The sequence below is a fragment of the Micromonospora zamorensis genome (assembly GCF_900090275.1).
Taxonomy (GTDB): domain Bacteria; phylum Actinomycetota; class Actinomycetes; order Mycobacteriales; family Micromonosporaceae; genus Micromonospora; species Micromonospora zamorensis.
The window spans coordinates 2,058,789-2,083,136 of sequence record NZ_LT607755.1 but is presented as its reverse complement, the minus strand read 5'-3'; the positions used below and the strand labels follow the sequence as shown (position 1 = coordinate 2,083,136).

Below are 24,348 nucleotides of genomic sequence, written 5' to 3'. Positions count from 1 at the left end.
AGCAGATGAACACCATTGTCGGCACCTGGCTCCTCCGCATGAAGACACCCGTCGGCACCATCGAGGCCGCCTACCACTTCGAGGAAGAGGATGGCGTGATCCACGGCAGCGCGACCGGCGCTGGCGAGACCACGCCCCTCACCGACATCGTGGTCCACGAGGACCCAACCGGGCAGCGCGTCACCTGGCGGCAGAGCATCACCAGACCACTGCGGCTCAACCTGGCGTACGACGTCATCGTTCACGGCGACGCCCTCTCCGGCGAGTCCCGCGCCGGGCGGCTGCCGCGGACGCGCGTGACCGGTGAGCGGAGCGCGTGAGGGGGTCCCGGTGGCGGTCCATATGCTCGCGGCAATCCTCGCCAGCGGCACCGGTCGTCATCGCCGCGAGCATGTTCCCGCGCTCCGCGCCCCCTGGGTCGGCGCCCGCCGGCGCTGCACGGGCCCGCGTCGCCGGACATCGGGCGGCGGGCTCTGTCGGACCAGCCCGCTAGCATCGCCGCGAAGGCCATCGAGACGGAGGCTGTCATGACCCAGGGCGACACCACCACGTTCGTCGACAGGGACCTACGAGGCGCGCGGTTCAACAGGTCGACGTTGGCCGGTGCGGTCATGCGCGGCGTCGATGTCAGCGGGCTCGACATCGATGCGCCGTGGCTGGCGGACGGCACGCTGCTGATCAACGGTGTCGACGTGGTGCCGCTCGTCGAGGCCGAGCTCAACCGACGGTTTCCCGGCCGCGAGCTGAAGAATGCCGGCGATCCCGAGGGCCTGCGCTTGGCGTGGGCGGCACTCGAACGGGCCTGGTCGGCCGCCGTCGACCGGGTCGAGTCCATGCCGCAGAGCACCACCGACGCCTCGATCGGTGGCGAGTGGTCGTTCGCGCAGACCCTGCGCCACCTCGCGTTCGCCACGGACGCATGGCTCGGCAAGGCGATCCTGCGCCTGCCGCAACCCTTCCATCCGCTCGGGCAGCCATACACCGAGTACGAGACGGATGGATTCGACATGTCGGTCTTTGCCACGCGGCATCCGAGCTTCGCCGAGGTGCTCGACCTGCGTGCCGAGCGGCAGGCCATGGTGCGCGGCTTCCTCGCGACCGTCACACCGGGGCTGCTCGCCGAGCCTCGGCCGACCCCGTGGTCACCCGCGCACGAGCGGCCGGTCCTGCACTGCCTCCAGGTGATCTTCGACGAGGAGTGGGAGCACCTTCGCTACGCGACACGCGACCTCGACGCGCAGCAGTAGGACCGGCCGGGCTCAGTCGGTCGGCAGGAGCGGTCGCATGAAGGTCCGCTCGTACCGCACGACACAACCCGAGTCGTTGCGGATGCTGTCCGCCGCGACGAACTCCGGGTCATTACCGAACCGCGCACGGTAACGCTCGTAGGCTGCCAGGCTCTCGAAACTGAACAGCGCCTCCGCCTTGTCGCTGGCTCCCTCGGCGGGCAGGAAATAGCCGTGGTGCACGCCACCGTGCGCGGCCACCAGCCGCATCCACTCACGAGCGAAGCGTTCGAAGGCCTCGATCTGCGCGGGGTCGATGGTGTAGTGCACGACGCAAGTGATCATCGCGCCACCATACGGGCCGGTGCTCGCGCATCGCAGCACGACCGCGGTCAGCGGCAGGAGCGTGCTGGAAGGTTCGAGAATGCCCGCTAGGCCGTGTCTCCTGGATCCTGGTCGGTGAGATCGAAGCTGCGGTTGAGCAGTTCCAGGCCGGTAACGGGCTGGAAGCCGACCTCGGTATAGAGCCTCAGAGCCGGAGCGTTGTCGGTCTCGGTCTGGAGTGACACACGACGCGCGCCAGCGGAACGCGCGTTGTGGATGGTGTGCTCCAGGAGGGCGTGCGCGATGCCGCTACGGCGATGGCGCGGGGCCACGTAGAGGTCGCGGATCGACCATGCGGTGCCCAGCGTGAGCGACGCCGGCATGATCATGGCCGTGATGAAGCCACAGACGTCATCGGCTCGGATGGCGGCAGCGGCGGAGAGCCGGTGTTGCGCGAGCTGGTCGTGCAGCCAGGTGCGTGTGATCTCAGGGGATGACGGTTGGCCGTAGTGCACGCGATAGTCGTCAAACAGAGCAGCTACCTGATCGAAAGCCGGATGGGCGCAGCCGATGGGCACGATCGTCGTCGTCACGCCGTAAGTGTGGCCGACGGTCAAGCCGAGGTTGGTTACTGTCCCCCGTCTCGACAGCAGGTGCAGCACATCGCTGGGACGAGTGGTGACTAACCTCCCAGGCCATGGGTGAGGTACGCAGGGCGACGGTGGCAGATGCAGCGGAGCTGGTTCGCCTACGTGGGGTGTTCCTCGAGGATGGCGCCTCTCCCGAGCCGGCCACTGACGAATGGCGGCGAGTGGCGTTCGAGGTTCTTCAGATCCGGCTCGCCGCTCCGGACCCGACAATGGTTGCCTTCGTTGTCGACCGTGCTGACCGGTCCGGCGCATTGGCTGCGTGCGCGGTTGGTGCTGTCGACTGCCGGCTCGGCGGGCCAGACGATCCAACGAGCGAGAGCGGATACATCTTCAACGTGGTGACTGATCCGGACCAGCGGCGACGCGGCTACTCCCGACTGTGTGTGACGGCACTGCTCGACTGGTACCGCGACCGCGGAATCCGGACTGTGGACCTGCGCGCGTCCCCGAGTGGCGAGCCGCTCTATCACTCGCTTGGCTTCGGCCGCACCACCTATCCAGCTATGCGGCTTCGACTGCCCACGAACCAAGTGACGTTGGAGCACTAAGGGCTGGTTGGCGGGGCCACGACCAGCTCGGTGTCCGGGTCGTGGTCAGTCCGCGAAGGGCCGGCCACGATCAGGGTGCCCGGTGTCCGGTCCACTTGAAGCTGGCACCGTCCACGGTTGTTGGCACCAGTGGTGGCGCCGTCCGGATTGTGTTGGCACTGGTCTCCGGTCTCCGACATCTGGCGTCTGTCTCGCTGTAGCTGGTGACGGCCAGGGCGGTGTCAAACCTCGAAGGTGGGTGCTCGGTTCACCGAAGTTGGCTTGGAAACTGGTAGCGTGCGCGGCTTCCGAGACCTACGCGTCCGCACCAGTTCACGAGGAGGAGCCGAACGATGACGGATACCGGAACGCGGTTGGAAGGCGGCGGCACTTCTGGGTCACGGAGCAGGCGAGCGGACGACTGGTTGGCAGACATCCGGATCTCCTACGACACGGTCGCCGACAGTTACTCCGACTACACACGGGTGGCTTTGGCTGGGGAGCCCTATCTGCTCGCGGCGTTGGCGTTGTTCGCCGATCTGGTCCACGCCGCCGGCGGTGGCCCGGTGGCGGACGTGGGCTGCGGACCAGGCCATGTCACTGCCCACCTGCATAAGCTGGGCGTCGATGCCTTCGGCGTCGATTTGTCACCCGCGATGATCGACATCGCTCGGCGGGAGCACCCCGACCTGCGGTTCGAGGTGGGTTCGATGACGGACCTACAACTCGCTGACGCATCGATCACTGCCCTGCTCGCCTTCTGGTCGTTGATCCACATCCCCGACGACGAGATCCCGGCGGTTCTTAGCCACTTTCGGCGGGTGCTGCGTCCCGATGGACCTCTGTTGCTCGGCTTTCACGTCGGAGATGAGTCACGGCTGAAGACGGAAGGCTACGGCGGTCATCCGATGAAGGTCTACGTGCACCGCCGTCAGCCGGACCGGATGGCGACCTGGCTGCGCGATGCCGGATTCACGGTCAAGGCCCAGATGCTGCTCGGCCTCGACGAGAGCCTTCCAGGAGCGGTCCTCTTTGCACACCGCCGGCAAGAAGGTGCCAACTAAACCTGGACGGAAACGCTTCCGCCGTCCGCACCTAGTTGGCACCGCAACTGCTCACGCGCGACGATTAGTGCCACCTTCACGTGGACCGGACACCCGGGACCACGGGCGTTCCCGCAGCATGAACGGCAGTTCCTATCGGCATTTCTGCGTGGCCCGCATGTTTGCGTGTCACGCAAGAAGTGCTAGCGTGGTGGCATGACGGGGCTTCGGGAGCGCAAGAAGGCCGAGACGCGGGCGGCGCTCGGCTGGGCCGCCATCCACCTCGCCGTCGAGCGCGGCTACGACAACGTCCGCGTCGAGGACATCGCCGAGGCGGCCGGTGTCTCCCCGCGCACCTTCAACAACTACTTCTCCAGCAAGGCGGAGGCGATCGCCTCCCGCCACCTCGACCGCAGCCTGCGCACCGCCGCCGCGCTGCGCGAACGCCCCGCCGACGAGCCGCTCTGGGCAGCGCTCACCCAGGCAGCGCTGGAGCAGTTCACGCCCGGCCCCGAGGTCGAGGCGATGCCCTCCCCCGCACACGCCCAGTGGGTTGCCGGCGTGCGCACCATGCTCGCCGAGCCCGCGCTGCAGGGCGAGCGGCTGCGCGCCGTGGCGGTCGCCGAGGCTGAGCTCGCCGCCGCGGTCGCCGAGCGCACCGGCACCGACCTCGCCACCGACATGTATCCGAGGCTCGTCGCGGCCGCCGCCAGCGCCGCCGTCACCGTCGCCATGCAGCACTATCTCGACAGCACCGACCCGCCCACCCCGATCGAGCGCCTGATCACCGACGCCTTCGCCCAGGTCGCCGCCGGGCTCCCGCCGCCCCGCTGAAGCCCCGGCCCGCACTCACCGCACGACCTCATCCACGCCTTTCAGCCGCGTCGTACCTCCGCGGCGGGCCGGCCGCGTGCCGCGCCTGCCGTGGCGATGACGCACACCCAGAAGGGATCACGATCATGATCGATGTCCTCATCGTCGGAGCCGGCCCCAACGGCCTCATGCTCGCCTGCGAGCTGGCCCTCGCCGGCGTACACCCCGTCGTCCTCGAACGCCACGCCGCGCCCACCGGCGAGCCCCGCGCCAACGGCCTCGTCGGCCAGGTCGTCCGCCTGCTCGACCGGCGCGGGCTCTACGGGCGGCTCAGCGGCGAGAGCACCCCGCCGTCGCCCCAGCCGGCCTTCGTCTTCGGCGCGTTCCCGCTGGATCTCACGATGGTCGCGGAGAACCCGCACTACGTGCTCGGCGTGCCGCAAGCCCAGCTCGAGGCCGCCCTCGCCGATCGGGCCGTCGAGCTCGGAGTCGACCTGCGCCGCGGCCACGAGGTCGTTGACCTCCGCCAACGGCCCGACGCGGTCGAGGTCTGCCTTGCCGACGGTACGCAGCTCACCTCCCGCTTCCTCGTCGGTGCCGACGGGGGCCGCAGCGCGGTGCGCCGCCTCGCCGGCATCGGCTTTCCCGGCGCCACCTTCGACCGGTCCATCTCCCGTACCGCCACGGTGAGCGTCCCCGCGTCGTCCCTCGACCCCGAGACCGGTGGCCTTCGTGCGCCCGGTTACGGCGTCGTCCCGCCGTTCCAACACACCCGCACCGCGCGCGGCCTGATCGCCTGGGCCCCGTTCCCCGGCCGTCCGGCGATCCTGAGCACGACGGAGTGGCCCGACGCGCCGACCAGCGACGAGACCCCGATGGACCTGGCGGAGCTGCGCGCCAGCGTCGCCCGGGTGCTCGGCGTGGACATCCCCTTCGGCGCGCCAGAGGGCCCCGGACTGTTGCGGCGGCTGACCGGCGGCAACACCCGCATCGCCGACCGCTACCGCGCCGACCGGGTGCTGCTGGTCGGCGACGCCGCGCACGTGCACCCCGCGATCGGCGGCCCCGGCCTCAACCTGGGCCTCCAGGACGCCGTCAACCTGGGCTGGAAGCTTGCCGCCACGGTGCGCGGCTGGGCACCGCAGGGTCTGCTCGACACGTACGAGACCGAGCGCCGCCCCGTCGCCGAACGGGTCGTCATGTCCACCCAGGCACAGTCGGCGCTCATCGGCCCCGGCGACGAGATCACCGGCCTTCGGCAACTCTTCGCCGAGCTGCTGCGCAAGCCGGAGGTGACAGGGCACATCGCGGCGCTGATGTCCGGCGCGGACATCCACTATCCCGCCGATCCGGCCGACCCGTTGGCCGGCCGCTTCGCCCCCGACGTGGTCGTGCACAGCGAGCACGGCCCGCTACGCCTCGCCGAGCTGACCCGCGCCGCCCGGCCGCTGCTGCTGGACTCCACGGGTGCCTACGCCGGAGTCGCCGCGCCGTGGCGAGACCGGGTCGACGTGGTCACCGGCGCGCTGGAGGGCACGACCGCGACCGCGTTGCTGCTACGCCCCGACTGCTTCGTCGCCTGGTCCGCCGGAAACGCCGGCACCCTGCGCGCCTCGCTCACCCACCACTTCGGCCTTCCACTGTGAGCGACAGAGCCGTCCGCCTCACCGAACCTGGTCGGCTGATCTCCTCGGACCGCTTCCCGCTGATCGGCGGCTGTAGGAAACAGTTGTCCCCACCAGCAACACCGCGCCGGTGAAGAAGTAGGTGTTGACTCCGATGCCGGTCCAGAACTCGCCCGTGGAGATGTCTGCGGCCCCCATGAAGCCACCGCGACGGACACCCGTGACCATCAGCAGATTCTCGGCCATCCCCGGAACACCCCGGATGACGAGCAGCACGCTGCCGCCCAACAGCGGCGCCAGCAGTAACCACCGAGGGAGATGTCGAGCCGGCGGGCGAGCGGTGGCCAGGACGACGGCTGCCCCGATGGCCGACATCGAGATGAGCACAACGTTGAAGATCACGTAGGCCCTCATGTCCCAGGGGCCGTCACCGGTCGGATCGTCGCCGGGGAAGAACACCAGGATCACGTGCGACACCACAAAGAAGATCAACCATGCGAAGGCGCCGTACGCCCAGCGACGATCGGTGCGAGCGGGCATACCAGCACCATCGCCTCGGCAGCACCCGGACGCCTCCCTCCCTGGGTGGGTCTCACTCCCGCAGAGGAGCGAGGCGCGGGGGCGTCAACGCACGCATCGCGACGAACGGGATCACTCCTGCCGGAGATTCTGTTTTCGCTCGTCTGCGTCATGCGGTTGAGGCGGGCGCCTCTTCGGCGTCATGTTCGCGGAGCATGCTCAGCAGCCCGGGAAAGCGTTGTTCCACGTCGTCGTAGCGCAGCGTGACCAGCCGGCGAATGCCGTCGACGCGGGTGCGGATCAGTCCGGCATCGCGCAGAACCTTGATGTGGTGCGACAGCGTCGACTTGCCGATGGTGAAGCGGCTGCCCTTGAGGACGTCGCTGCCGCACGTCCAGTCCCCAGCGGCGTCGAGGGCACGCACCAGCGTGAGCCGCACCGGGTCGGCGAGCGCGCTGAGCACGACGTCGATCGTCACGGTCTCGATGGAAGGTTCGATCACCTCGGTCACGAGACGAAGCCTAGCCAGATGTTGCGGAAAGTACGACCCTCGTCGTACTGTTCGACGCGGCTCGAACAGTACGATGCAGGTCGAACAGAGGATGGATCATGAAAGCGATCGTCTACCGCGACAACGGCGGCCCCGACGTGCTCCAGCTCGTCGAGCGTGACCTGACCGCACCCGACGCCGGCGAAGTCCGAGTCCGGGTCGCCGTGTCCGGGGTCAACCCGACCGACTGGCAGGCCCGCTCCGGCGTCGCCCACCGCAAGCTGTTCTCCGAGATCACCCCACACCTCGACGGCGCCGGCGTGATCGACGCCGTCGGTGACGGGGTTGATCCGGGCCGGGTCGGTCAGCGGGTGTGGCTGTTCATGGCCGCCGCCGGTCGGCCCACCGGCACCGCCGCCGAGTTCACCGTCGTACCCGCCGATCAGGCTGTGCCACTGCCCGACGAGGCCAGTTTCGACGTCGGCGCCTCACTCGGCGTCCCCGCGCTGACCGCACACCGTGCCCTCACCGTCGCCGAGGACGGACCACGCCGCCTGCACCCCGGTGCACTCGATGGCAAGGTGGTGCTCGCCGCCGGCGGAGCCGGCGCGGTCGGGCACGCGGTGATCCAACTCGCCCGATGGGCAGGCGCCACCGTGATCGGCACGGTCAGCGGCCCGGAGAAGGCGAAGCTGGCCGCTGCGGCTGGAGCCCACCACACGATCAACTATCGCGAGGGTGACCCGGCCGCCGCCATCCGCGCGATCGCCCCCGACGGCGTCGACATCGTCGCCGAGGTGGCGCTCGGCGCTAACCTCACCCTGGACCTGGCCGTGCTGCGTGCCCGCGGCACGATCGCGACGTACGCCAACGAGGGCGGACGGGCGGTCGAGCTGAACGTGGGCCAGAACATGGTGTTGAACACCCGCCTGCAGTTCCTGGTGCTCTACACGGCTGGCCCGCAGGCGCGCGCCGCAGCCGTCGAGGACGTCGCCGCCGCGATCCGTGACGGCGCCCTGCCGGTTGGCGAGGAGCACGGCCTGCCACTGCTCCGCTTCCCACTGCACCGCACCGCCGACGCTCACCGAGCCGTGGAGGCCGGCGTGGTTGGCAAGGTACTGGTGGACGTCACGCCCTGACGTTCGACCAGCTACCGCATCTCCGCCTCGCATCGGTACGCGGATCGGCTCATCGGCAGATCCGCGTACCGGCCACTCGTCGTGCCCACTTCTCGGATCACGTGCTTTGATCAAGACGTCGATACGAGGGGGCCTGGTGGGGCGCAGAGCGATCATCTTTCACGGGACCGGCGGCAACCCGGACGTGTGCTGGTATCCCTGGCTGGCGGAGCGACTCCGGGCCCGGGGCTACACCGTCGAGGTGCCGCACCACCCGGGCATCAACGTCGAGCCGATCGCGACGTTCCTGCCGAAGGTGCTCGACGGGCACAGCTTCGACGAGGAGACGATCCTGGTGGGCCACTCGGGGGGCGCGGCCCTGCTGCTGGCGCTCCTGGAGCATGTCGATGTCACAGTCGCCCAGGCGATCCTGGTCGCGGGTTACTGCACCCGGCCCAACACCGAGGAAGAGCCGGTCCTCCAGCAGAGCTACGACTGGGCCGCGATCCGGTCGCACGTGCGGGACATCTACTTCATCAACTCACGCAAGGATCCGTACGGCTGCGACGACCGACAGGGGCGCGCCATGTTCGAGCGGCTCGGCGGCACCCAGATCGTGCGCGACGACGGGCACTTCGGCGACTACAACCAGCCGTACGACCGGTTCGAACTTGTCGACCGACTCATCCCCTGACGCCGCCGCCGCAGCTCGGGGTGCGCTGCCCGGCATGGAAGACTGGCCGGGTGCCCTGGGAAGCCGCGATTCCGCCCCGCCCGCCGTCGCATCCCGTCGCCCTCATTCCGGTCGACCGTTCGCACCGGGCGGTGCTCGGCAACCTGGGTCAGTTGTACCGTCATGACCTGTCAGAGGCTTACGGTCACCTCCCTAACGACGACGGCACGTTCAACGACCGGCCGCTGGACCGGTTCCTCGCCGGTGTCGACCCGCAGCGCCGCGCGTGGTTGATCACTGCGGCCGGCCGGACAGCGGGCTTTGCGATGACGACCCCGGCTGAGGACGGCGGCACGTCCATCACGAGTTTCTTCATCGTCCGCGCACTGCGTCGCACAGGCGTCGGTCGCGCCGCTGCCGTTCGAATCATCGCCCTGTTCCCGGGGCGGTGGAGCATCGGCTTCCAGCGCTACAACCCCGGCGTCGAAGCGTTCTGGTCGCAGGTAGCGACCCAGGTCGTCGGGGACACATGGAAGACCCACGACGGTCCCACTCCCGAAAGCCGGCCTCCCGACACCTTCCTCACCTTCTCCACCTCCGGATGAACCAGAGGCGGTAGCGGTCGCAGCGTGACGCCTGAAGAGACCGCGCCGCCTGCTGAGCACCGGGCACGAACTCAACCTGAGGCTCTCCTGCGCAGGTACGCGTCGGCCAACTCGCGAAGCCGTGCCCTGTCGAAGCTGTGCCCGTGGCCGGGATGGACGACGGACACGTCGAGGTCGGCGAGGATCTGCATGCTTCGCCGGTAGGCAGCCACGTCCGAGTTCGGCAGATCATCGATCAAGGCACCGTCGTAGATGATGTCGCCGGAATACAGGGTCCCGGTGCGCTCCTCCAGCAGGGCGATGCTGCCCGGTGTGTGGCCGGGAAGGTGCAGCACGGTCAGCACCCGCCCGCCCAGGTCGATCCGGTCGCCGTCGTCGACCATCCGGTTCAGGGTCATGGGTGCGATGCGGTAGCTGGCCGGGTCGTAGCCGGGACTGGGCAGGGCGTCGAGCATGAGCTCCGGGACGGGTTCTCCCGCTGGGTCGATCCCGAGTTTGTCGTAGAGCTCCGCGCCATACAGGCTCGCCGGTACGCCCGCCGCGAGGACCTCGGCCTCGGCGGGGTGGGCGGCCCGGTCAGCGAACTCGGCTGCTCCACCGACATGATCCAGGTGCGCGTGGGTGAGCAGGACCATCGGATCGCGGTGGAACAGGCCCGGGATCGCCTCCCGCAGGGGGACGACACCGAGCCCGGCGTCGATCACCAGGTCTCGATCGGTGCCGCGCAGCCACCAGAAGTTCGCGGACAGCAGCTCGTTGACGTGCGGCTCCGAGATCCGGATGACGTCGTCGCCCACCTCGGCCTGCGTATGCCAGTCCACCATGTCCGCCAGTGTGCCAGCGCTGCCCCCCGAACCCCTGCCGGCCGCGTAACACCCCCAGGACCCTCTTTAGGGATCTTCCCAACGTCGATATCCAGTGATATCTATGTCACACCGAATCTCCTACCCCCACCGGAGCGCGACGTGCGGAAATCCCGTCTGGCAACCCTCACCCTGAGCCTGGCGACGGCTCTGGCCGCCACCCTCACCCTGGCAGCGCCCGCCGAGGCCGCTCCCAGCGACCACTACGTCGCCCTCGGCGACTCCTACTCTTCGGGGGTGGGTGCCGGCAGCTACACCGCCGAGAGTGGCTCCTGCCAGCGCAGCACCAACGCCTACCCGGCGTTGTACGCCACCAACGTGCGACCCGCGTCGTACCGTTCGGTTGCCTGCTCCGGTGCCACCACCGCCAGCGTGAACAACACGCAGCTCAGCGCGCTCAGCACAACCACGACCCTGGTCAGCGTCACAGTCGGCGGCAACGATGTCGGGTTCGCCAACATCATGACCACCTGCGTGCTCTACGGGACCAACGACTGCGTGGCCGCCGTGCAGACCGCCGAGGACAAGGCGCGGGCCGACCTCACCAACCTGCTGCGCACCGTCTACAACGGAATCCGCACCCGTGCGCCGTCGGCCCGGGTGGTGGTCGTCGGCTACCCGGTCTTCTACCAACTGGGCACGACGTGTGTCGGGCTCAGCGCCACCTCGCGAGCGAAGATCAACGAGGGCATCAACCTGGTGAACGACCTCACCCGCAGCGCCGCCCAGGCCGCCGGCTTCACCTTCGCCGACGTCCGCTCGCAGTTCGTCGGGCACCAACTGTGCAGCTACGGCGACAAGTGGTTGCACGCCCTGAACTTCGTCAACCTCGGCATCTCCTACCACCCGACCGCGGCCGGCCAGTCCAGCGGCTACTACCCGGTCTTCCGCTCCGTCGCCGGCTGACGTCGAGGGCACGCGGGGCGAGACCCATCGCCCCGCGTGCCCCGTCGAACTGGGTCGGCCCGTACAGGATCAGCACTCCGGCCTACAGGCCGAGGAGATGGTCACGCGAGGAAGCCGTGCAGCGCCGCCGTGAGGTCGTCGGGGTTCTCCTCGGCGACGTGATGCCCGGACTCGATCGGGTGGCCGCGCAGATCGTCGACCCAGGGCCGCCAGACAGCGAGCGGATCACCGTACAGGTCCTCCATGTCGTCACGGGTCGACCAGAGAAACAGCGTCGGACAGCGGACTGTGCGACCGGCACGCCGGTCGGCTTCCTCGTGCTCCCGGTCGACACCCAGGCCGGCGCGGTAGTCCTCCAGCATCGCCCGGACCGTGGCCGGGTCGTGGATGGCCTCCCGGAACTCCTCGTAATTCTCGGCCCCCATGCTCTGCGGCTGGGCCTTGTTGCCGTACCAGGCATCGGGATCGACGGCGATGGCCCGCTCCGGCTTGTCGGGCTGCGCGAAGAAGAACCAGTGGTACCAGTCGTGGGCGAATCGCGCGTCGCACCTGGCGAGGGCCTCACTGATGGGCACGCCATCGAGAACCACGAGCCGGCTGACCACGTCCGGGTGGTCCAGTGCCAGGCGCAACGTCACGTAGCAACCACGGTCGTGCCCGACCGCGGCGAACGTCGGATGACCCAGGATGCCCATCAGACGGACCATGTCCCCCGCGACCGCCCGTTTGGACTGCTGCGAGTGGTCCGGGAGGATCTTCGCCTTGCCGGACCTCCCGTAGCCGCGCATGTCAGGGCAGACGACGGTGAAGCCCCGGTCCACCAACCGCGGTGCCACCCGGTGCCACGTCGACCCGGTGCGCGGATGCCCATGGATGAGGAGCACCGGGGGCCCTTGCCCGGCATGCCGGACACGGAGTTCCACCTCCCCGACGTCGATCCTCTCGTCGGTGAAACCGTCAAACATGCGCGACGAGTATCCGAGCCGCCCGTCCCGCAAACCTGCGCCCACATACCGTCTGGTCAGGCATCGACCCGGTGCCGGCCGCGAGGGCCGTCACCCGCGTCACCTTGGGAAAAGCTCAGCGTGTACGGACGTCGCGCGTGGCGCCTTCGGCGATGGCCCGGAGCTTGTCCGGGTTGGCGACGTTGTGGATGGCGATGATGCGGCCGCCGGCGTCGACCTCGACGGTGACGGTGGCGACCACACGACCCGGACCGCGGAACACCATGCCCAGCCCGCCATTGATCTCGACCAGCTCGGCGCTCATGTCGGCGGGCTCGACGCCCTGGTAGGTGACGGTGCCGATGGCCGCGAACCAGGCGGCCACCGTCTGTGCCCCCACCACCGGACGCATGGCCTGGCGGACCTTGCCGCCACCGTCGGTCCACAGTGTGACGTCCGGCGACAGCAGCTCCATGAGGGCGTTGATGTCGCCACCGGTCGCGGCGGCGAAGAACCGTCGGGTGACCTCGTGCTGCCGCGAGCGGTCCGCGACGAAGCGTGGCCGCCGGGCCCGAACGTGCTCGCGAGCGCGGTGCGCGGCCTGGCGCACCGCGACCTCGGAACGGTCCACCGCCTCCGCGATCTCGGCGTGGCTGAGGTCGAAGACCTCCTTCAGCACGAACACCGCCCGCTCCAACGGACTCAGTGTTTCCAGCACCACCAGCATGGCCATTGAGACGGACTCGGCGGTCGTGACGGCGTCGGCGGTGTCCCCGGCGGTGAGAATCGGCTCCGGGAGCCACGGCCCGACGTACGTCTCGCGCTTGTGCCGGGTGGAGCGCAGCCGGTCCATCGCCAGGTTCGACACGATCCGCGTCAGATAGGCCCTGGGGTCGGCCACCTGCGCGCGGTCGGCGGCCGACCACTTGATCCAGGCGTCCTGGACCGCGTCCTCGGCGTCGGCCGCCGTGCCGAGAATGCGGTAGGCCACCGAGAACAGCAGGTTGCGATGCTCGTTGTAGACCCGCTGGTCGAGCTCCCGGAACGGATGGGTCACCGCGCGTCCCGGACCCGGGTGAAGCGGCCACCGCGGGGCCAGAACGCGCCCGCGGCGGGCATCCTCTTCATGCGGCCGTACGTCGGCCAGGGCGAAGCACTCACCGTCTCCTTGTACCAGGCCGCTCTGCGGCCGGTCAGATACATCCGTCGAGGACTGTCGTCGGGGTGGGTGAACTGGACGACCGCATCGTGCCGTCCCAGACTCACCGGTGTGTGGTAGTAGCCGAAGCGGAAAGGCTTCGCCTTCTTACCCTTGAGCGCGCGGACGATCGCCACCGCGGCGTGCACCCCGGTCGGCATGCCACCCTGGCAGGTGCCGTGCATGACGCCGTAACTCTGACGGATCGCGGCGGCGTCGCCCACCGCGTACACGTCGGGGTGCGACACCGACCGCAGCGCGGGGTCGGTGACGATGCGGCCGCGCTCCTCGACGGCCAGACCGGCTGCCGCAGCCAGCGGCGACACGCGCGTGCCACTCGTCCACACCACGACGTCGGCGGCCATCGTCTCTCCGCCGGCCAACTCGACCGAACCGGGCAGCACCTTCACCACCTCGACCCCGCTGCGCACCCGGACGCCCAGGCGCTCAAGCGCGGACCGCAGGTGCGCCCTGACCTTCGGGATCATGGTCGCGCCGGGTTCCTGCCGACCCAGGAGGACGACGTTCAGCTCCGGGTGCCGCTCGGCGATCTCCGCAGCCGACTCGACGCCGGTCAACCCACTGCCACCGACCACCAACCTGCCGCTGCCGAGCCGCGCCAGCCGGTCAGCCAGCAACTCGGCGTCCTGGACGCTGTTCAGCGTGTACGCGTAGTCCTCGACACCCGGCACCGCCGCCGTGTCGGCCACACTGCCCAACCCGTACACCAGCGTGTCGTAGTGCAGCACCCGGTCGTCGTCGAGCCGCACGGTCTTCGCATCCGCGTCCAGCGCCGTCACCCAGCCGCGCACGAACTGCACGCCCGTACCCTCCAGCAGCTCCGGGATGCTCATCTCGGCGAGCCGCTGCCCGGTCGCCGTCATGTGCAGCCGCAGGCGCTCTGTGAACCGCTCCTGCGCGTTCACCAGGGTCACCCGCACACCCTCGCGGCGCCTGACCCGCGCCGCGAGCTGGATCGTCGCGGCCATCCCCGCGTACCCCGCCCCCAGAATCACCACCCGGTGCGCAGCCGCCGTCCCGACCTCGTGCTCTGTGCTCATCGTTCCGCCTCTTTCCTCGCGCTGACGACCACCAGACGCAAGCTGCCGACGTGTCCGTGACATGAGATGGACGTGACGCACGACATGGTCGACGTTCGCGCCCGCGTTCGGCGCCGGCGCTCCGCCCGGGTGTCGACGCGTTCTTCCGACAAATTCGCTATCCGGCGGCTGGAGCGCAGTGATACACAACCGAGGTGCAGAACACTGTGGAGTTCCCCGAGGTCCTGCGGTTGATCGACGACCGCTCGGCCGCGTTCCGCGCCGCGATCGCGTCCGCTCCCGACCTTGACGTCCAGGTCCCGACCTGCCCGGACTGGACGCTGCGCGAACTGGCGCAGCACATCGGCGACGGCCGCCGCCGCCAGGCCGCCATCATCGCGGCGGGCCCGGGCGCTGAGCCCCCGGCGAGGACGGACCCGAAGGGCGCCCCGACCGCGCCCCGCGACCGCGAAGCCCTGGACGCCTGGCTCGCCGAGTCGACCGAGCTCATGCTCGCCGCGATGCGCGAGGCCGGCCCGGACCGCGGCTGCTGGACCTGGTGGGGCCGCTCGCAGGCCCCGCAGACCAGCGGAGCCGTGGCCCGGCACCAGATCCAGGAGCTGGCCGTCCACACCTACGACGCCCAGTTCACCCAGGGGGTCGCACAGCCGCTGCCGACGGACGTCGCGGTCGAGGGCGTCGACGAGTTCCTGACGACCGTCTCGGCGACGACCGTCCCCTGGCCGTTCAAGCCGGCGACCATCGACCTGCACGCGACCGAGGGCCGTTCCTGGCGCCTGACCCTCAACGCTGACGGCGTCCGCTGCGACGACCTCGCCGCCGACGCGGAGCCGGGCGACATGGCGATGCGAGGCGCAGCGAGCGAAATGATCCTCTACTTCTACGAGCGCCTCCCGCTCGACGGCCTGGAGACCAGCGGCGACACCGAGCCGATGGAGCAGCTCGCAGACTGGGACCCGACCGCATAAACGCGCACGTGTGACGCCTCTGTCGGTTGTGCTGGGCTTCGCCCGTACCCTGCGAGGTCAGGCTCTGATCGCCGGTGTGTGGCTGCCGCGCAGCGGCGCGGCAGCCACACGAGGCGTCACTTGTTGTGCTTCTCCTGGCACGGCACGCAGAAGCGCGCGTGCGGGAGAACCTCGAGCCGCTCGGCCGGGATGTTCTGGCCGCACTTCTGGCAGGCACCGTAGGTGCCGTCGCTGATCCGGCCCAGAGCACCGGTGATCTGCTCGATGTTGCGGCGGGTGGCCAGCAGCAGCGCAGCCTGGTTGTGCGCCTCACTGGGGTCGCCGGTGTCCGCGTTGAGCTCGGTCAGTTCCCGCAGCCGAGCCGTTTGTGCGGCGAAGTCGTCCGCCAGGGACGCTCGCAGATCAGCCAACCAGCTCTGATCAACAGCACGATGATCGACGCTCATGGTCTACCTCTCCAGGGAAAAAGAAAAAGGGCCGAAGCTCAAATGGCTTCGCCCTGCGGTCGTTCTGGGATGCAACGATTCCGCGGGAGGGTCTCGGCCGATTGGCGGCGGGCTCGACAGCTTGTGCGAGGGCGCGATGTGCAGCGCGCGGACAACCGGCACGCGCATCCCAACCGTCAGGCGTCGCTGCGTCGCTGCGCGAGCAGCGCCAAGCGCTGCCAGCACAGTGACGACAGACGAGCAGAAAGTCACCGACGGCATGCCTCCACCATAGGGGGACTCCTGCGCTAAAGCCAACGCCTGCGGAGGGACCCCATGTTGGCCATGGCCTGCGACCCGAAACGTCTCTTCACGGCTCAGACCGGACGATCACGGCACCGAGCCACCGGCCTGGAAAACAGCGCCAGTCCGCTCACAGACAACTCGTCAACCGGGGCATCAGCTGGGCGGAGAGGGACACTCCAGGACGGCGATCGAGTTTCCGGCGAACAGCCTCAGGTGCGGGTGCCCGGAGAAGATCTGAACTGCCTCGTCGTGCGAGTCCGCTTCCACGATGATGTAGCCGGTCAGGGCGTCGGTGAAGTCCTCGACACCCCGCGCCGTGACCAGCTTCTTCGCGTTCAATGCATGTTACGACGGCCTGCTCATGCCACAGCGGCGTCAGACCTGGACCAGTACGTTGGCGCGGCGGCTACCGTCGCAGGCGCCCACCACCGCCGCGCGAGGTTGCCCTCCCACAGCCCGCCGACTGATACGCGCGGAACCCGGGACGGGCGATCAGCCGCTTCGGCGATTACCGTACTGGCGCGGGCTCTGGACCGAGCCCCGGCCGCCGAGGTGCTGACCCTTTCCGTGCGGCTGAGGCGAGACGCCCTTGCCCTTCGCGCGACGGGCAGCCCGATTCGAGGGAACGGCAGGCTGGTCGGTCTCGTCCGTGGTTGAGGTGTCGGCGTCCGCCGCGTGGGCGTCTTCGACGGGCTCAGGCTCCGGCATCGGTATCTCCCTGGGTTCTTGGGCAGTGCGGGCCATCGACAGCCGACGGACGCGGGCTACTCGACGCCGGTGTGGGCACCCTGACGGTAGCGCAACGCCGGGACCGTCCGATCGACGGTCTCCAGCCTTCACCGCCACTCCCGCCAAGCCCGGCGGCTGACCGGGAACCGCCTCGTCGCCAGCACGGTCTCATGGCTGCACCAAGTGCATGCATTCGGACATCACGGAGATCACGCGCTATCCGGCGGTCGCGGCGATGAACACCACCGCCCCGAGATCACCAAGTCCGACCAGGTCGGCTGGACGAGGTGCCGGTCGGGGGGTCGAGGCACCTCGGGGTACGCGACAGGGTGGCTGAACGCGAATCCCACCTAACTCGGCAATTCTCCCCCTAGATTCGATGCGCAGGACGCAGCCGACCCGGGGAGAGACGTGGACAGCTATCCGGCGATCGAGGATCACGGACTCATCGGCGACCTGCAGACCGCCGCGCTGGTGACGTGCGACGGGACGGTCGACTGGTTCTGCGCGCCGCGCTTCGACTCGCCGAGCGTCTTCGCCGGGCTGCTGGACAAGGAGAAGGGCGGCTACTTCCAGATCGCGCCGCACGACACGCGGTACGTGACCAAGCAGCTCTATCTGCCCGGCACGCCCATCCTGATCACCCGGTTCATCAGCGCCGACGGGGTGGCCGAGGTGATGGACTTCATGCCGGTCACCGGCGAGCGGGCCACCGACGCGCACCGCCTGGTCCGCATCGTCAACATGGTCCGGGGGAGCATGCGCTTCCGGGTGGAGTGCCGGCCGCGGTTTGACTACGCCCGCGAAGAGCACCAGCTGGAACGCCACCCCAATGGCTACCTCTTCCGCAGCCGGTCGATGACGATGACGTTCAACCCGGTCGACCCGGTGCGGCGGCTGCTCGCCGAACACGGCGACGTCCGCCTCGAGGGCGGCGACCTGGTCGCGTACGGCACGCTCAACGAGGGTGACACCGGCGGCGTGGTCCTGGAGACGGCCGGCACCGAGCCGCGCATCTTCTCGCCGGAAGAGGTCCAGGGCATGTTCGAGTGGACCCAGGACTACTGGCGGCGCTGGCTTGAGCGCTCCAGCTACACCGGCCGCTGGCGGGAGATGGTAGAGCGCTCCGCCATCACGCTGAAACTCATGACGTACGCGCCGACCGGCGCGATGATCGCCGCCCCCACCGCCGCGCTACCCGAACTGGTCGGCGGAACCCGCAACTGGGACTACCGCTACACCTGGGTACGTGACACGTCGTTCTCGGTGCACGCGCTGCTCGGCCTCGGCTTCACCGAGGAGGTCAGCCGGTACATGAACTGGCTGGACGAGCGGATCCGCGAGGCCGGCGAGCACCAGGATCCTCTGAAGATCATGTACCGGGTGGACGGCTCCTCCGACCTGCACGAGGAGGTGCTGGACCATCTGGAGGGCTACCGGGGCTCGCGGCCGGTGCGGATCGGCAACGGCGCCGCCGACCAGATCCAGCTCGACATCCACGGCGAGGCGCTCTACGCCATGCACCTCGCCGACGAGCAGGGCATCCGCGTCTCGCACCAGGTGTGGAAGAGCACCGTCCGGCTCGTCGACTGGCTCTGCCACAACTGGGACCAGCCCGACGCCGGCATCTGGGAGAGCCGCCACCACCCCCGCAACTACACCTTCGGTCGGGTGATGTCCTGGGTCGCGCTGGACCGGGCCATCCGGCTGGCCACCCGCACCGGCCGCCCGGGGGACATGACCTGCTGGACGGAGCAACGCAACCGCATCTACGACCAGGTCATGGCCCGCGGATACAACCGGGAGCGCGGCACCTTCGTGCAGGCGTACGACGAGTCCGTGCTGGACGCGGCGCTGCTCGCCATGCCGTCAGTCGGTTTCGTCACGCCGAGCGACCCGCTGTGGCAGTCGACCCTGCACGCGATCGAGCGCGAACTGGTCTCCGACAGCCTGGTGCACCGGTACGACCCGGTCCACTCCCCCGACGGTCTCCCCGGTCACGAGGGCACCTTCAACATGTGCACCTTCTGGTACGTGGAGGCGTTGGCCCGTTCCGGCCGCCTGGACGACGCCCGACTCACGTTCGAGAAGATGTTCACTTTCAGCAACCACCTCGGCCTCTATGCCGAGGAGATCGCCGCGACCGGGGAGCAGATCGGCAACTATCCTCAGGCGTTCAGCCATCTTTCTTTGATCAACTCAGCGCTGACACTCAACGATCTGCTCGACGCCGAGGCCAACGCCCGGCGTCGCCGATAACACGGGCAGGCTCCGGTCGGCCGTGCTACCCGACGCTGGGATGGGCTTGACGCGCACGGACCTGCTGCGCAGCACCGTCAGGGTGCCGGCCGGCTGCGACCTGACGGTCCGCCTCTCGACCCCCTCCCGATGATGCTGTCGTCGGGGCTTTACATCGTGGGCGACGTGTGGCTGGTGGAAATGCAGCCGCAGATCAGATATTGCCAGAGCTGTCAATAAGAAAATCACGATTGGGTGAGGCCACAAGCGACCCGGAACTGCAAGGCGTTGAGACTCCCATCTCGGTCGGCGGAGTTCCTGGCCGACGAGAGAAACGCTCCCTATGCTTGCCGGCGGAATGCACTGCGGCTCATCCGGGGCCGAGGGGAACACCCATACGAGGATTTGCGAATGCGCCGGAATTCTGCCCTGAACAACGGCACTGCCGATGCCAGCGGAGTAACACCGGGCGGCGAACCGCCGACCTCCACCCCGGAGGGCGTCGCCCGCCAATCTGCCATCGCCGAGGAACAGGCGTTCCTCGACATGGCCACGGCCCGGCGCGACAGGCTGACCGAGCACCTGGAGGTCGAGCTCTCGTCGGAGGCCCTGGACGCGTTGGAACATGCCCGGCAGCGCATGCTCCGTCAGCAGTACGAAGAGCTGCAGCGAGCTCGGGAGGGGCTGGTCTTCGGTCGCCTCGACGGCCTTGATGGCACGGTGCGACACGTAGGCCGTGTCGGTCTCCGCGACGACGTCGAGGACAGTGAGCCACTGCTGGTGGATTGGCGCGCTCCCGCAGCCCGGCCGTTCTACACCGCGACGGCCGTCGAGCCCCAGGGTCAGGCACGACGGCGTCACGTACGCACGAACGGGTCGACCGTCGTCGGGGTGGACGACGAGCCGCTGGACGGGAGCATGACGGCGGAACTCGTCGGTGAGGGAGCCCTCCTGGCCGCCCTCGACCAGCGGCGCACCGGTGTCATGTCGACGGCGATCTCCACGCTGCAACGCGAACAGGACGACATCGTCCGGGCCAGGGCGACCGGCCCGCTGGTCGTTCAGGGCGGTCCCGGCACCGGCAAGACCGTGGTTGCGCTGCACCGCGTCGCCTACCTGCTGTTCACCTACCGAAAGATGGCCGAGCAGGCGGTCCTGGTCCTCGGCCCCTCGCCGCGTTTCCTCCAGTACATCGGCCAGGTGCTACCCGCCCTCGGTGAGACCGCCGTCGTCTCGGCGACCTGCGACACCCTGCTGGCCGACATCCGTGTGGGCCGCGACGAGAGCCGGCTTCTCGCCGAGATCAAGGGCCGCGCCCTCTGGCAGCCCGCGCTCGAGAGCTACGTCGCGTCGCTGCTCCCCCGACCCCGTGAGTTGAAGCTGCGCTGGGAGGGCGATTTCTACGTCATCGACGCCGCGACGGTGGCGCAGGCGCTCGCCTCGGCGGTGCAGGGACGCCCCTACCACCGGGCTCGCGCGGCGTTCGCCGAGCAGTTGCACCACCTCCTCGCCGACGCCGTCGCCGAGCAGCGCGAGACGTTGATGAACGAGATGGAGGAGGGCTTCGAGGACATCCTCGCCCGCGTCGACAAGGGGATGGAACATGACCACCGTCCCCTCCGGACGTCCACGGGCAGCGACGTCGACGGGCTGCTCTCCGAGGAAGAGATCGAACACCTGCATACCCGTATCGCCGAGAACGCCACCATCGCCCGGTTCGTCGAGGCATGGTGGCCCACCCTCGACGCCGAAACCCTGCTGGGTGACCTCCTGAGCGACCGCGCCCTGCTGGCCCGGATCGCCCCGCAACTGTCGCCGGAGGAGATCACCGCCGTCGCGGCCGAGCCGGTCCCATGGGCATCGAGCGACATTCCCCTGCTCGACGCCCTCGCCGACCTGCTCGGCGACGTCGACGCCCCGCAACCACAGGGCGAGTTCGTCGCCGACCACGCTCGCCGGCAGCGCGGCTGGGTGTACGGCCACGTCGTCGTCGACGAGGCGCAGGAGTTGTCCGAGATGCAGTGGCAGATGATCCTGCGGCGCTGTCCCAGTCGCTCCATCACGGCCGTGGGCGACATCGACCAGGCCGAGGCAGCGCACCGGCACACCAGCTGGGCGCAGGCGGTGCAGGCTGCTTTCGGAGACCGCTGGACCGCCGCGGAACTGACCATCTGCTACCGGACCCCGCGTGAGGTCATGGACCTCACCGAACCGGTCTTGAAGAAGGCTGGCAGCCACAACACGCCACCACGAGCGGTGCGATCCTCCGGCATCGCCCCCTGGGAGCTCACGATCACCCCCGGCGAGCTTGCCGGCGCCGCCGCCCAGGCAGTGCGACAGCTCCAGCAACGATGGCAGGGCGGCATGGTCGGCGTCATCGCCCCCGCCGACCGCGTCGCCGGACTCCGGGCCGTGCTGAGTGATGTGCCAGTGCTCACCGCGACCCAGTCCAAGGGACTGGAATGGGACGCGACGCTACTGATCGACCCTCAGGGCATCGCCGCCGAACCGCGCGGCTGGAACGGGCTCTACGTCGCGCTCACCCGATGCACCCAGGAACTCGGACAGCTGATACTCACGCGGTAGTCGGGCTCTTCACAGACGAGGGTGTGGTCGCGGGCCTGGGCCTGCGGTTGGCGGGGTCAGTCGGTGGTGGACGTGTCTGGTCCAGTCGCGGCATACCGGGCGGCGATGGTGCGGACGGCCTCGTCGACCACCTGAGCGACGCGTTCGGCGCTCACCTCCCAGCCCGGCACGAGGAGTGTCGGCCAGAAGACGTAGTTGGAGATCATGCCCAGGAACTGGGTGGCTGCGAGCTCCACGTCCTCGACCCGCGCCGTTCCCGCCTCGTGCTCGGCCAGGAGGTAGCCGCGTACGGACTCGAAGTAGGGCATCTTCCCGTGCGAGAACTGCGCGTGGGCCAGTTCGGGGAATCGCGGCAGCTCGGCGATGACGATTCGGAACAGGTCGGTCATCCGGGGTTGGCTCAACAGCTCGGCGTAGCGGCGACCGATGGTCCTGAGCCCGTCGACGAGGTTGCCCGCCGGTGGGGGCTCCTCTTCGTCAGCTGTTGCCCAGGACTCGGTGACGATGGCGTCGAACAGGGCAGCCTTGCTCGGAAACTGCTTGAACAAGGTGGCGCGCGAAACGCCCGAGCGCTCTGCGATCTGCGCCAACGACGTCCGGTCGTAGCCCAACTCGAGGAACAGTGCCGTCGCGGCCGTCACGATCAGCGCGCGTTTCTCCTGGGCCACACGCTGGTGATACGTCGTCACGACCCTGCTCATGGACCGAGCATACGAGGTGAGTGGCTTGACTCACCACTGTCGCCGACCTAGTGTCAGGTCAGTGGTGAGTCGCTCGACTCACCATCGGCCGGCGTTCCCGGTCGGTCACCCCTGTACCGAAGGAACATCTGATGAACCGCTTCGACAACCAGACCGTGCTCGTGACCGGTGGGACCGGCGGCCAGGGCTCCAGCCACGTACGCGCCTTTCACGCGGAGGGAGCGAACGTGGTGATCGGCGACATCGACGCCGAACGCGGCGCCGCTCTCGCCGACGAGCTCGGGACCCGTGCTCGCTTCACCCGCCTCGACGTCACCGACGAAAGGTCGTGGTCCGCCGCCGTGCAGGCCGCCGAAAGCACCTTCGGCGCCCTGAACGTGCTCGTCAACAACGCAGGCGTCCAGAACCCGCCGGCGCCGATCGAGAACACGGACCGGGCCACGTGGTCGCGCATCCTCGACATCAACCTCACAGGGACCTTCCTCGGCATCAAGGTCGCCGCCCCCGCTCTGCGCCGAGCGGCAGGGGGAACCATCGTCAACATCGCCTCGACGATGGGCCTGGGCGGCACGGCGCACTACGCGCCGTACGTCGCCAGCAAATGGGCCGTGCGTGGTCTCACACGAACGGCGGCGCTCGAGCTCGGCCGCGACCACATCCGTGTGAACACCATCCACCCCGGCGTGATCGCGACCCCCTTCATCCAGGAACCAGCAGCTGGCGCCACCATGGCAATCGCCGACTTCTACTCACCCGAGCCGTTCGCCATCCCCCGGCTTGGGGAACCGACCGACGTCACTCGGCTTCTCCTGTTCCTCACGTCGTCGGACGCCTCGTTCATCACGGGTTCGGAGTACGTCATCGACGGTGGCCTCCTCCTCGGCCCCGCCCTTCAGGCTGAGACCGCATGAGCAACCGACTGGCATGCGAACCTCCTGGGCGGGTTCAGACGACGACTACGCCCTCAACCGGTGAAGAGTCGTAAGAGTTCCGAAAGGGTTCGTGGCCAGTTCGACGGTCGCGGCGGTCGTACGCTCCGGGAATGAGGGCATCGATCTTCCGGTCGCCGGTGGCATTGGCTGGTCTCGCCGCCGTTGTCGTCGTGGCGGTCCTGGCCGCCTACTGGTTCCAGCCGTGGAAGCTGTTCACCGACACGTACGTCGACGAAGCGCTTCCTCCCGCCGGGGTGATGACACCGGCCGCCACGACGCCGATGTCCACGCCCCAGTCCCCCACGGCATCGGCCACCGCCCCTGCGGTCAACGAGATCCTGGCTGCGGGCGAGTTCGTCACCCATGAGCACGAGACGACCGGCAGCGCCGAGATCGTCCGGCTCGCCAACGGGCGCCACCAGCTCGTCGTGAAGGACCTGAAGACGTCGAACGGACCGGACCTGCGGGTGTGGCTGACCGACCAACCGGTCACCCGGGGCACGGCCGGCTGGCGGGTGTTCGACGACGGCGAATGGGTCGAGCTGGCAAAGCTCAAAGGCAACAAGGGCAACCAGGTGTACGAGCTACCAGCCTCGGTCGACCCGCGCGACTTCCGCAGCGTCTCCATCTGGTGCAAGCGGTTCGCGGTCTCCTTCGGCGCGGCCGACCTCACGAGCACCTGATCAGGCCGCAACCTGCCGGACATGGCATTGACATCTTTCACTGTGCAATCTAGCGTCGGAGCGAATCGATTCGACGTCGAGCCAAGTGCTGCGGCGCCGCAGATGATCGGTCACGTGGTGCTCGGGCGCGCACGGCGTGGGCCACATCGATTCGACGACCGACTGGTCCTGCGTGGGCGGCGGGACCAGTGGCGG

General features: G+C 68.9%; 26 protein-coding genes. 15 read left to right on the top strand and 11 right to left on the bottom strand.

All coding sequences use genetic code 11. The features are described from left to right. Positions 1 to 5 precede the first annotated feature (5 nt). Positions 6 to 320, top strand: coding sequence for a hypothetical protein (locus tag GA0070619_RS09310; RefSeq protein ID WP_088947687.1), 315 nt, complete (start codon positions 6 to 8; stop codon positions 318 to 320). A 207-nt stretch (positions 321 to 527) separates the two neighbouring features. Beyond that, positions 528 to 1,247: a DinB family protein gene (locus GA0070619_RS09305; RefSeq protein WP_088947686.1), complete on the top strand. Its 720-nt coding sequence runs from the start codon at positions 528 to 530 to the stop codon at positions 1,245 to 1,247. A 12-nt stretch (positions 1,248 to 1,259) separates the two neighbouring features. Here GA0070619_RS09305 and GA0070619_RS09300 read toward each other — a convergent pair whose 3' ends face one another. Continuing rightward, a complete protein-coding gene (locus GA0070619_RS09300) occupies positions 1,260 to 1,571 on the bottom strand; it encodes an NIPSNAP family protein (RefSeq protein WP_088951663.1) in 312 nt (103 codons plus the stop codon). 86 nt (positions 1,572 to 1,657) lie between these two features. Further along, on the bottom strand, positions 1,658 to 2,143 hold the full coding sequence (locus GA0070619_RS09295; RefSeq protein ID WP_157743961.1) for a GNAT family N-acetyltransferase: 486 nt from the start codon (positions 2,141 to 2,143) through the stop codon (positions 1,658 to 1,660). Positions 2,144 to 2,247: 104 nt separating this feature from the next. On the opposite strand from GA0070619_RS09295, the gene GA0070619_RS09290 reads away from it, so the two are divergent. The 4 genes from GA0070619_RS09290 (at position 2,248) to GA0070619_RS09275 (ending at position 6,229) form a co-directional block, all read left to right on the top strand. After that, the gene (locus tag GA0070619_RS09290; protein WP_088947685.1) at positions 2,248 to 2,748 is read left to right on the top strand and encodes a GNAT family N-acetyltransferase; all 501 of its coding nucleotides are present in this window, start codon (positions 2,248 to 2,250) and stop codon (positions 2,746 to 2,748) included. Between the two features lie 332 nt (positions 2,749 to 3,080). After that, on the top strand, positions 3,081 to 3,791 hold the full coding sequence (locus GA0070619_RS09285; protein WP_088947684.1) for a class I SAM-dependent methyltransferase: 711 nt from the start codon (positions 3,081 to 3,083) through the stop codon (positions 3,789 to 3,791). Between the two features lie 195 nt (positions 3,792 to 3,986). Then, entirely contained in the window at positions 3,987 to 4,604 is a 618-nt protein-coding gene (locus tag GA0070619_RS09280) for an acyl-CoA-like ligand-binding transcription factor (protein ID WP_088947683.1), read from the top strand. A 125-nt stretch (positions 4,605 to 4,729) separates the two neighbouring features. Next, positions 4,730 to 6,229: an FAD-dependent monooxygenase gene (locus GA0070619_RS09275; RefSeq protein ID WP_088947682.1), complete on the top strand. Its 1,500-nt coding sequence runs from the start codon at positions 4,730 to 4,732 to the stop codon at positions 6,227 to 6,229. 18 nt (positions 6,230 to 6,247) lie between these two features. On the opposite strand, the gene GA0070619_RS09270 is transcribed toward GA0070619_RS09275, so the two are convergent. Beyond that, on the bottom strand, positions 6,248 to 6,748 hold the full coding sequence (locus GA0070619_RS09270) for a hypothetical protein (RefSeq protein ID WP_088947681.1): 501 nt from the start codon (positions 6,746 to 6,748) through the stop codon (positions 6,248 to 6,250). A gap of 148 nt (positions 6,749 to 6,896) precedes the next feature. Further along, positions 6,897 to 7,238, bottom strand: a complete 342-nt coding sequence (locus tag GA0070619_RS09265) for an ArsR/SmtB family transcription factor (protein ID WP_231927348.1) — start codon at positions 7,236 to 7,238, stop codon at positions 6,897 to 6,899. Between the two features lie 98 nt (positions 7,239 to 7,336). On the opposite strand from GA0070619_RS09265, the gene GA0070619_RS09260 reads away from it, so the two are divergent. The 3 genes from GA0070619_RS09260 to GA0070619_RS09250 all read left to right on the top strand — a co-directional run bounded on the left by GA0070619_RS09260 (position 7,337) and on the right by GA0070619_RS09250 (position 9,613). Further along, on the top strand, positions 7,337 to 8,356 hold the full coding sequence (locus GA0070619_RS09260; protein WP_088947680.1) for an NADPH:quinone reductase: 1,020 nt from the start codon (positions 7,337 to 7,339) through the stop codon (positions 8,354 to 8,356). Between the two features lie 136 nt (positions 8,357 to 8,492). Next, positions 8,493 to 9,029, top strand: a complete 537-nt coding sequence (locus GA0070619_RS09255; RefSeq protein WP_088947679.1) for an RBBP9/YdeN family alpha/beta hydrolase — start codon at positions 8,493 to 8,495, stop codon at positions 9,027 to 9,029. Between the two features lie 50 nt (positions 9,030 to 9,079). Next, positions 9,080 to 9,613 (top strand): hypothetical protein, encoded by a 534-nt coding sequence (locus tag GA0070619_RS09250; protein WP_197699625.1) that lies wholly within the window; start codon positions 9,080 to 9,082, stop codon positions 9,611 to 9,613. A 71-nt stretch (positions 9,614 to 9,684) separates the two neighbouring features. On the opposite strand, the gene GA0070619_RS09245 is transcribed toward GA0070619_RS09250, so the two are convergent. After that, positions 9,685 to 10,437 (bottom strand): MBL fold metallo-hydrolase, encoded by a 753-nt coding sequence (locus GA0070619_RS09245; RefSeq protein ID WP_088947678.1) that lies wholly within the window; start codon positions 10,435 to 10,437, stop codon positions 9,685 to 9,687. A gap of 141 nt (positions 10,438 to 10,578) precedes the next feature. On the opposite strand from GA0070619_RS09245, the gene GA0070619_RS09240 reads away from it, so the two are divergent. Further along, positions 10,579 to 11,382: an SGNH/GDSL hydrolase family protein gene (locus GA0070619_RS09240; protein WP_088947677.1), complete on the top strand. Its 804-nt coding sequence runs from the start codon at positions 10,579 to 10,581 to the stop codon at positions 11,380 to 11,382. A 101-nt stretch (positions 11,383 to 11,483) separates the two neighbouring features. Here the strand turns inward: GA0070619_RS09240 and GA0070619_RS09235 are convergent, their stop codons facing one another. The 3 genes from GA0070619_RS09235 to GA0070619_RS09225 form a co-directional block, all read right to left on the bottom strand. Beyond that, on the bottom strand, positions 11,484 to 12,347 hold the full coding sequence (locus tag GA0070619_RS09235) for an alpha/beta fold hydrolase (protein ID WP_088947676.1): 864 nt from the start codon (positions 12,345 to 12,347) through the stop codon (positions 11,484 to 11,486). A 115-nt stretch (positions 12,348 to 12,462) separates the two neighbouring features. Next, positions 12,463 to 13,383, bottom strand: a complete 921-nt coding sequence (locus GA0070619_RS09230) for an RNA polymerase sigma-70 factor (RefSeq protein ID WP_172862008.1) — start codon at positions 13,381 to 13,383, stop codon at positions 12,463 to 12,465. Next, on the bottom strand, positions 13,380 to 14,585 hold the full coding sequence (locus GA0070619_RS09225; protein WP_088947674.1) for an NAD(P)/FAD-dependent oxidoreductase: 1,206 nt from the start codon (positions 14,583 to 14,585) through the stop codon (positions 13,380 to 13,382). The genes GA0070619_RS09230 and GA0070619_RS09225 overlap by 4 nt, the downstream gene beginning before the upstream one ends. Before the next feature lie 194 nt (positions 14,586 to 14,779). Between GA0070619_RS09225 and GA0070619_RS09220 the strand changes: the two genes are divergently transcribed. Beyond that, positions 14,780 to 15,553 carry a maleylpyruvate isomerase N-terminal domain-containing protein gene (locus GA0070619_RS09220; RefSeq protein WP_088947673.1) on the top strand — a complete coding sequence of 258 codons (774 nt, stop codon included), beginning with the start codon at positions 14,780 to 14,782 and terminating at the stop codon, positions 15,551 to 15,553. Between the two features lie 116 nt (positions 15,554 to 15,669). Here GA0070619_RS09220 and GA0070619_RS09215 read toward each other — a convergent pair whose 3' ends face one another. Together GA0070619_RS09215 and GA0070619_RS09210 are read right to left on the bottom strand one after the other, a co-directional pair. Beyond that, complete coding sequence (locus tag GA0070619_RS09215) at positions 15,670 to 15,963, bottom strand: TraR/DksA family transcriptional regulator (RefSeq protein ID WP_231927347.1); 294 nt, start codon at positions 15,961 to 15,963, stop codon at positions 15,670 to 15,672. A 474-nt stretch (positions 15,964 to 16,437) separates the two neighbouring features. Next, positions 16,438 to 16,623: a hypothetical protein gene (locus tag GA0070619_RS09210; RefSeq protein ID WP_088947671.1), complete on the bottom strand. Its 186-nt coding sequence runs from the start codon at positions 16,621 to 16,623 to the stop codon at positions 16,438 to 16,440. An 801-nt stretch (positions 16,624 to 17,424) separates the two neighbouring features. Here GA0070619_RS09210 and GA0070619_RS09205 point away from each other — a divergent pair. Continuing rightward, complete coding sequence (locus tag GA0070619_RS09205) at positions 17,425 to 19,272, top strand: glycoside hydrolase family 15 protein (RefSeq protein ID WP_088947670.1); 1,848 nt, start codon at positions 17,425 to 17,427, stop codon at positions 19,270 to 19,272. A 390-nt stretch (positions 19,273 to 19,662) separates the two neighbouring features. Continuing rightward, positions 19,663 to 21,837 (top strand): HelD family protein, encoded by a 2,175-nt coding sequence (locus GA0070619_RS09200; protein ID WP_088947669.1) that lies wholly within the window; start codon positions 19,663 to 19,665, stop codon positions 21,835 to 21,837. Positions 21,838 to 21,893: 56 nt separating this feature from the next. Here the strand turns inward: GA0070619_RS09200 and GA0070619_RS09195 are convergent, their stop codons facing one another. Further along, entirely contained in the window at positions 21,894 to 22,538 is a 645-nt protein-coding gene (locus GA0070619_RS09195; RefSeq protein ID WP_088947668.1) for a TetR/AcrR family transcriptional regulator, read from the bottom strand. 131 nt (positions 22,539 to 22,669) lie between these two features. Between GA0070619_RS09195 and GA0070619_RS09190 the strand changes: the two genes are divergently transcribed. After that, positions 22,670 to 23,449, top strand: coding sequence for a glucose 1-dehydrogenase (locus GA0070619_RS09190; protein WP_088947667.1), 780 nt, complete (start codon positions 22,670 to 22,672; stop codon positions 23,447 to 23,449). 131 nt (positions 23,450 to 23,580) lie between these two features. Next, positions 23,581 to 24,153: a DM13 domain-containing protein gene (locus tag GA0070619_RS09185; RefSeq protein WP_088947666.1), complete on the top strand. Its 573-nt coding sequence runs from the start codon at positions 23,581 to 23,583 to the stop codon at positions 24,151 to 24,153. Positions 24,154 to 24,348 lie beyond the last annotated feature (195 nt).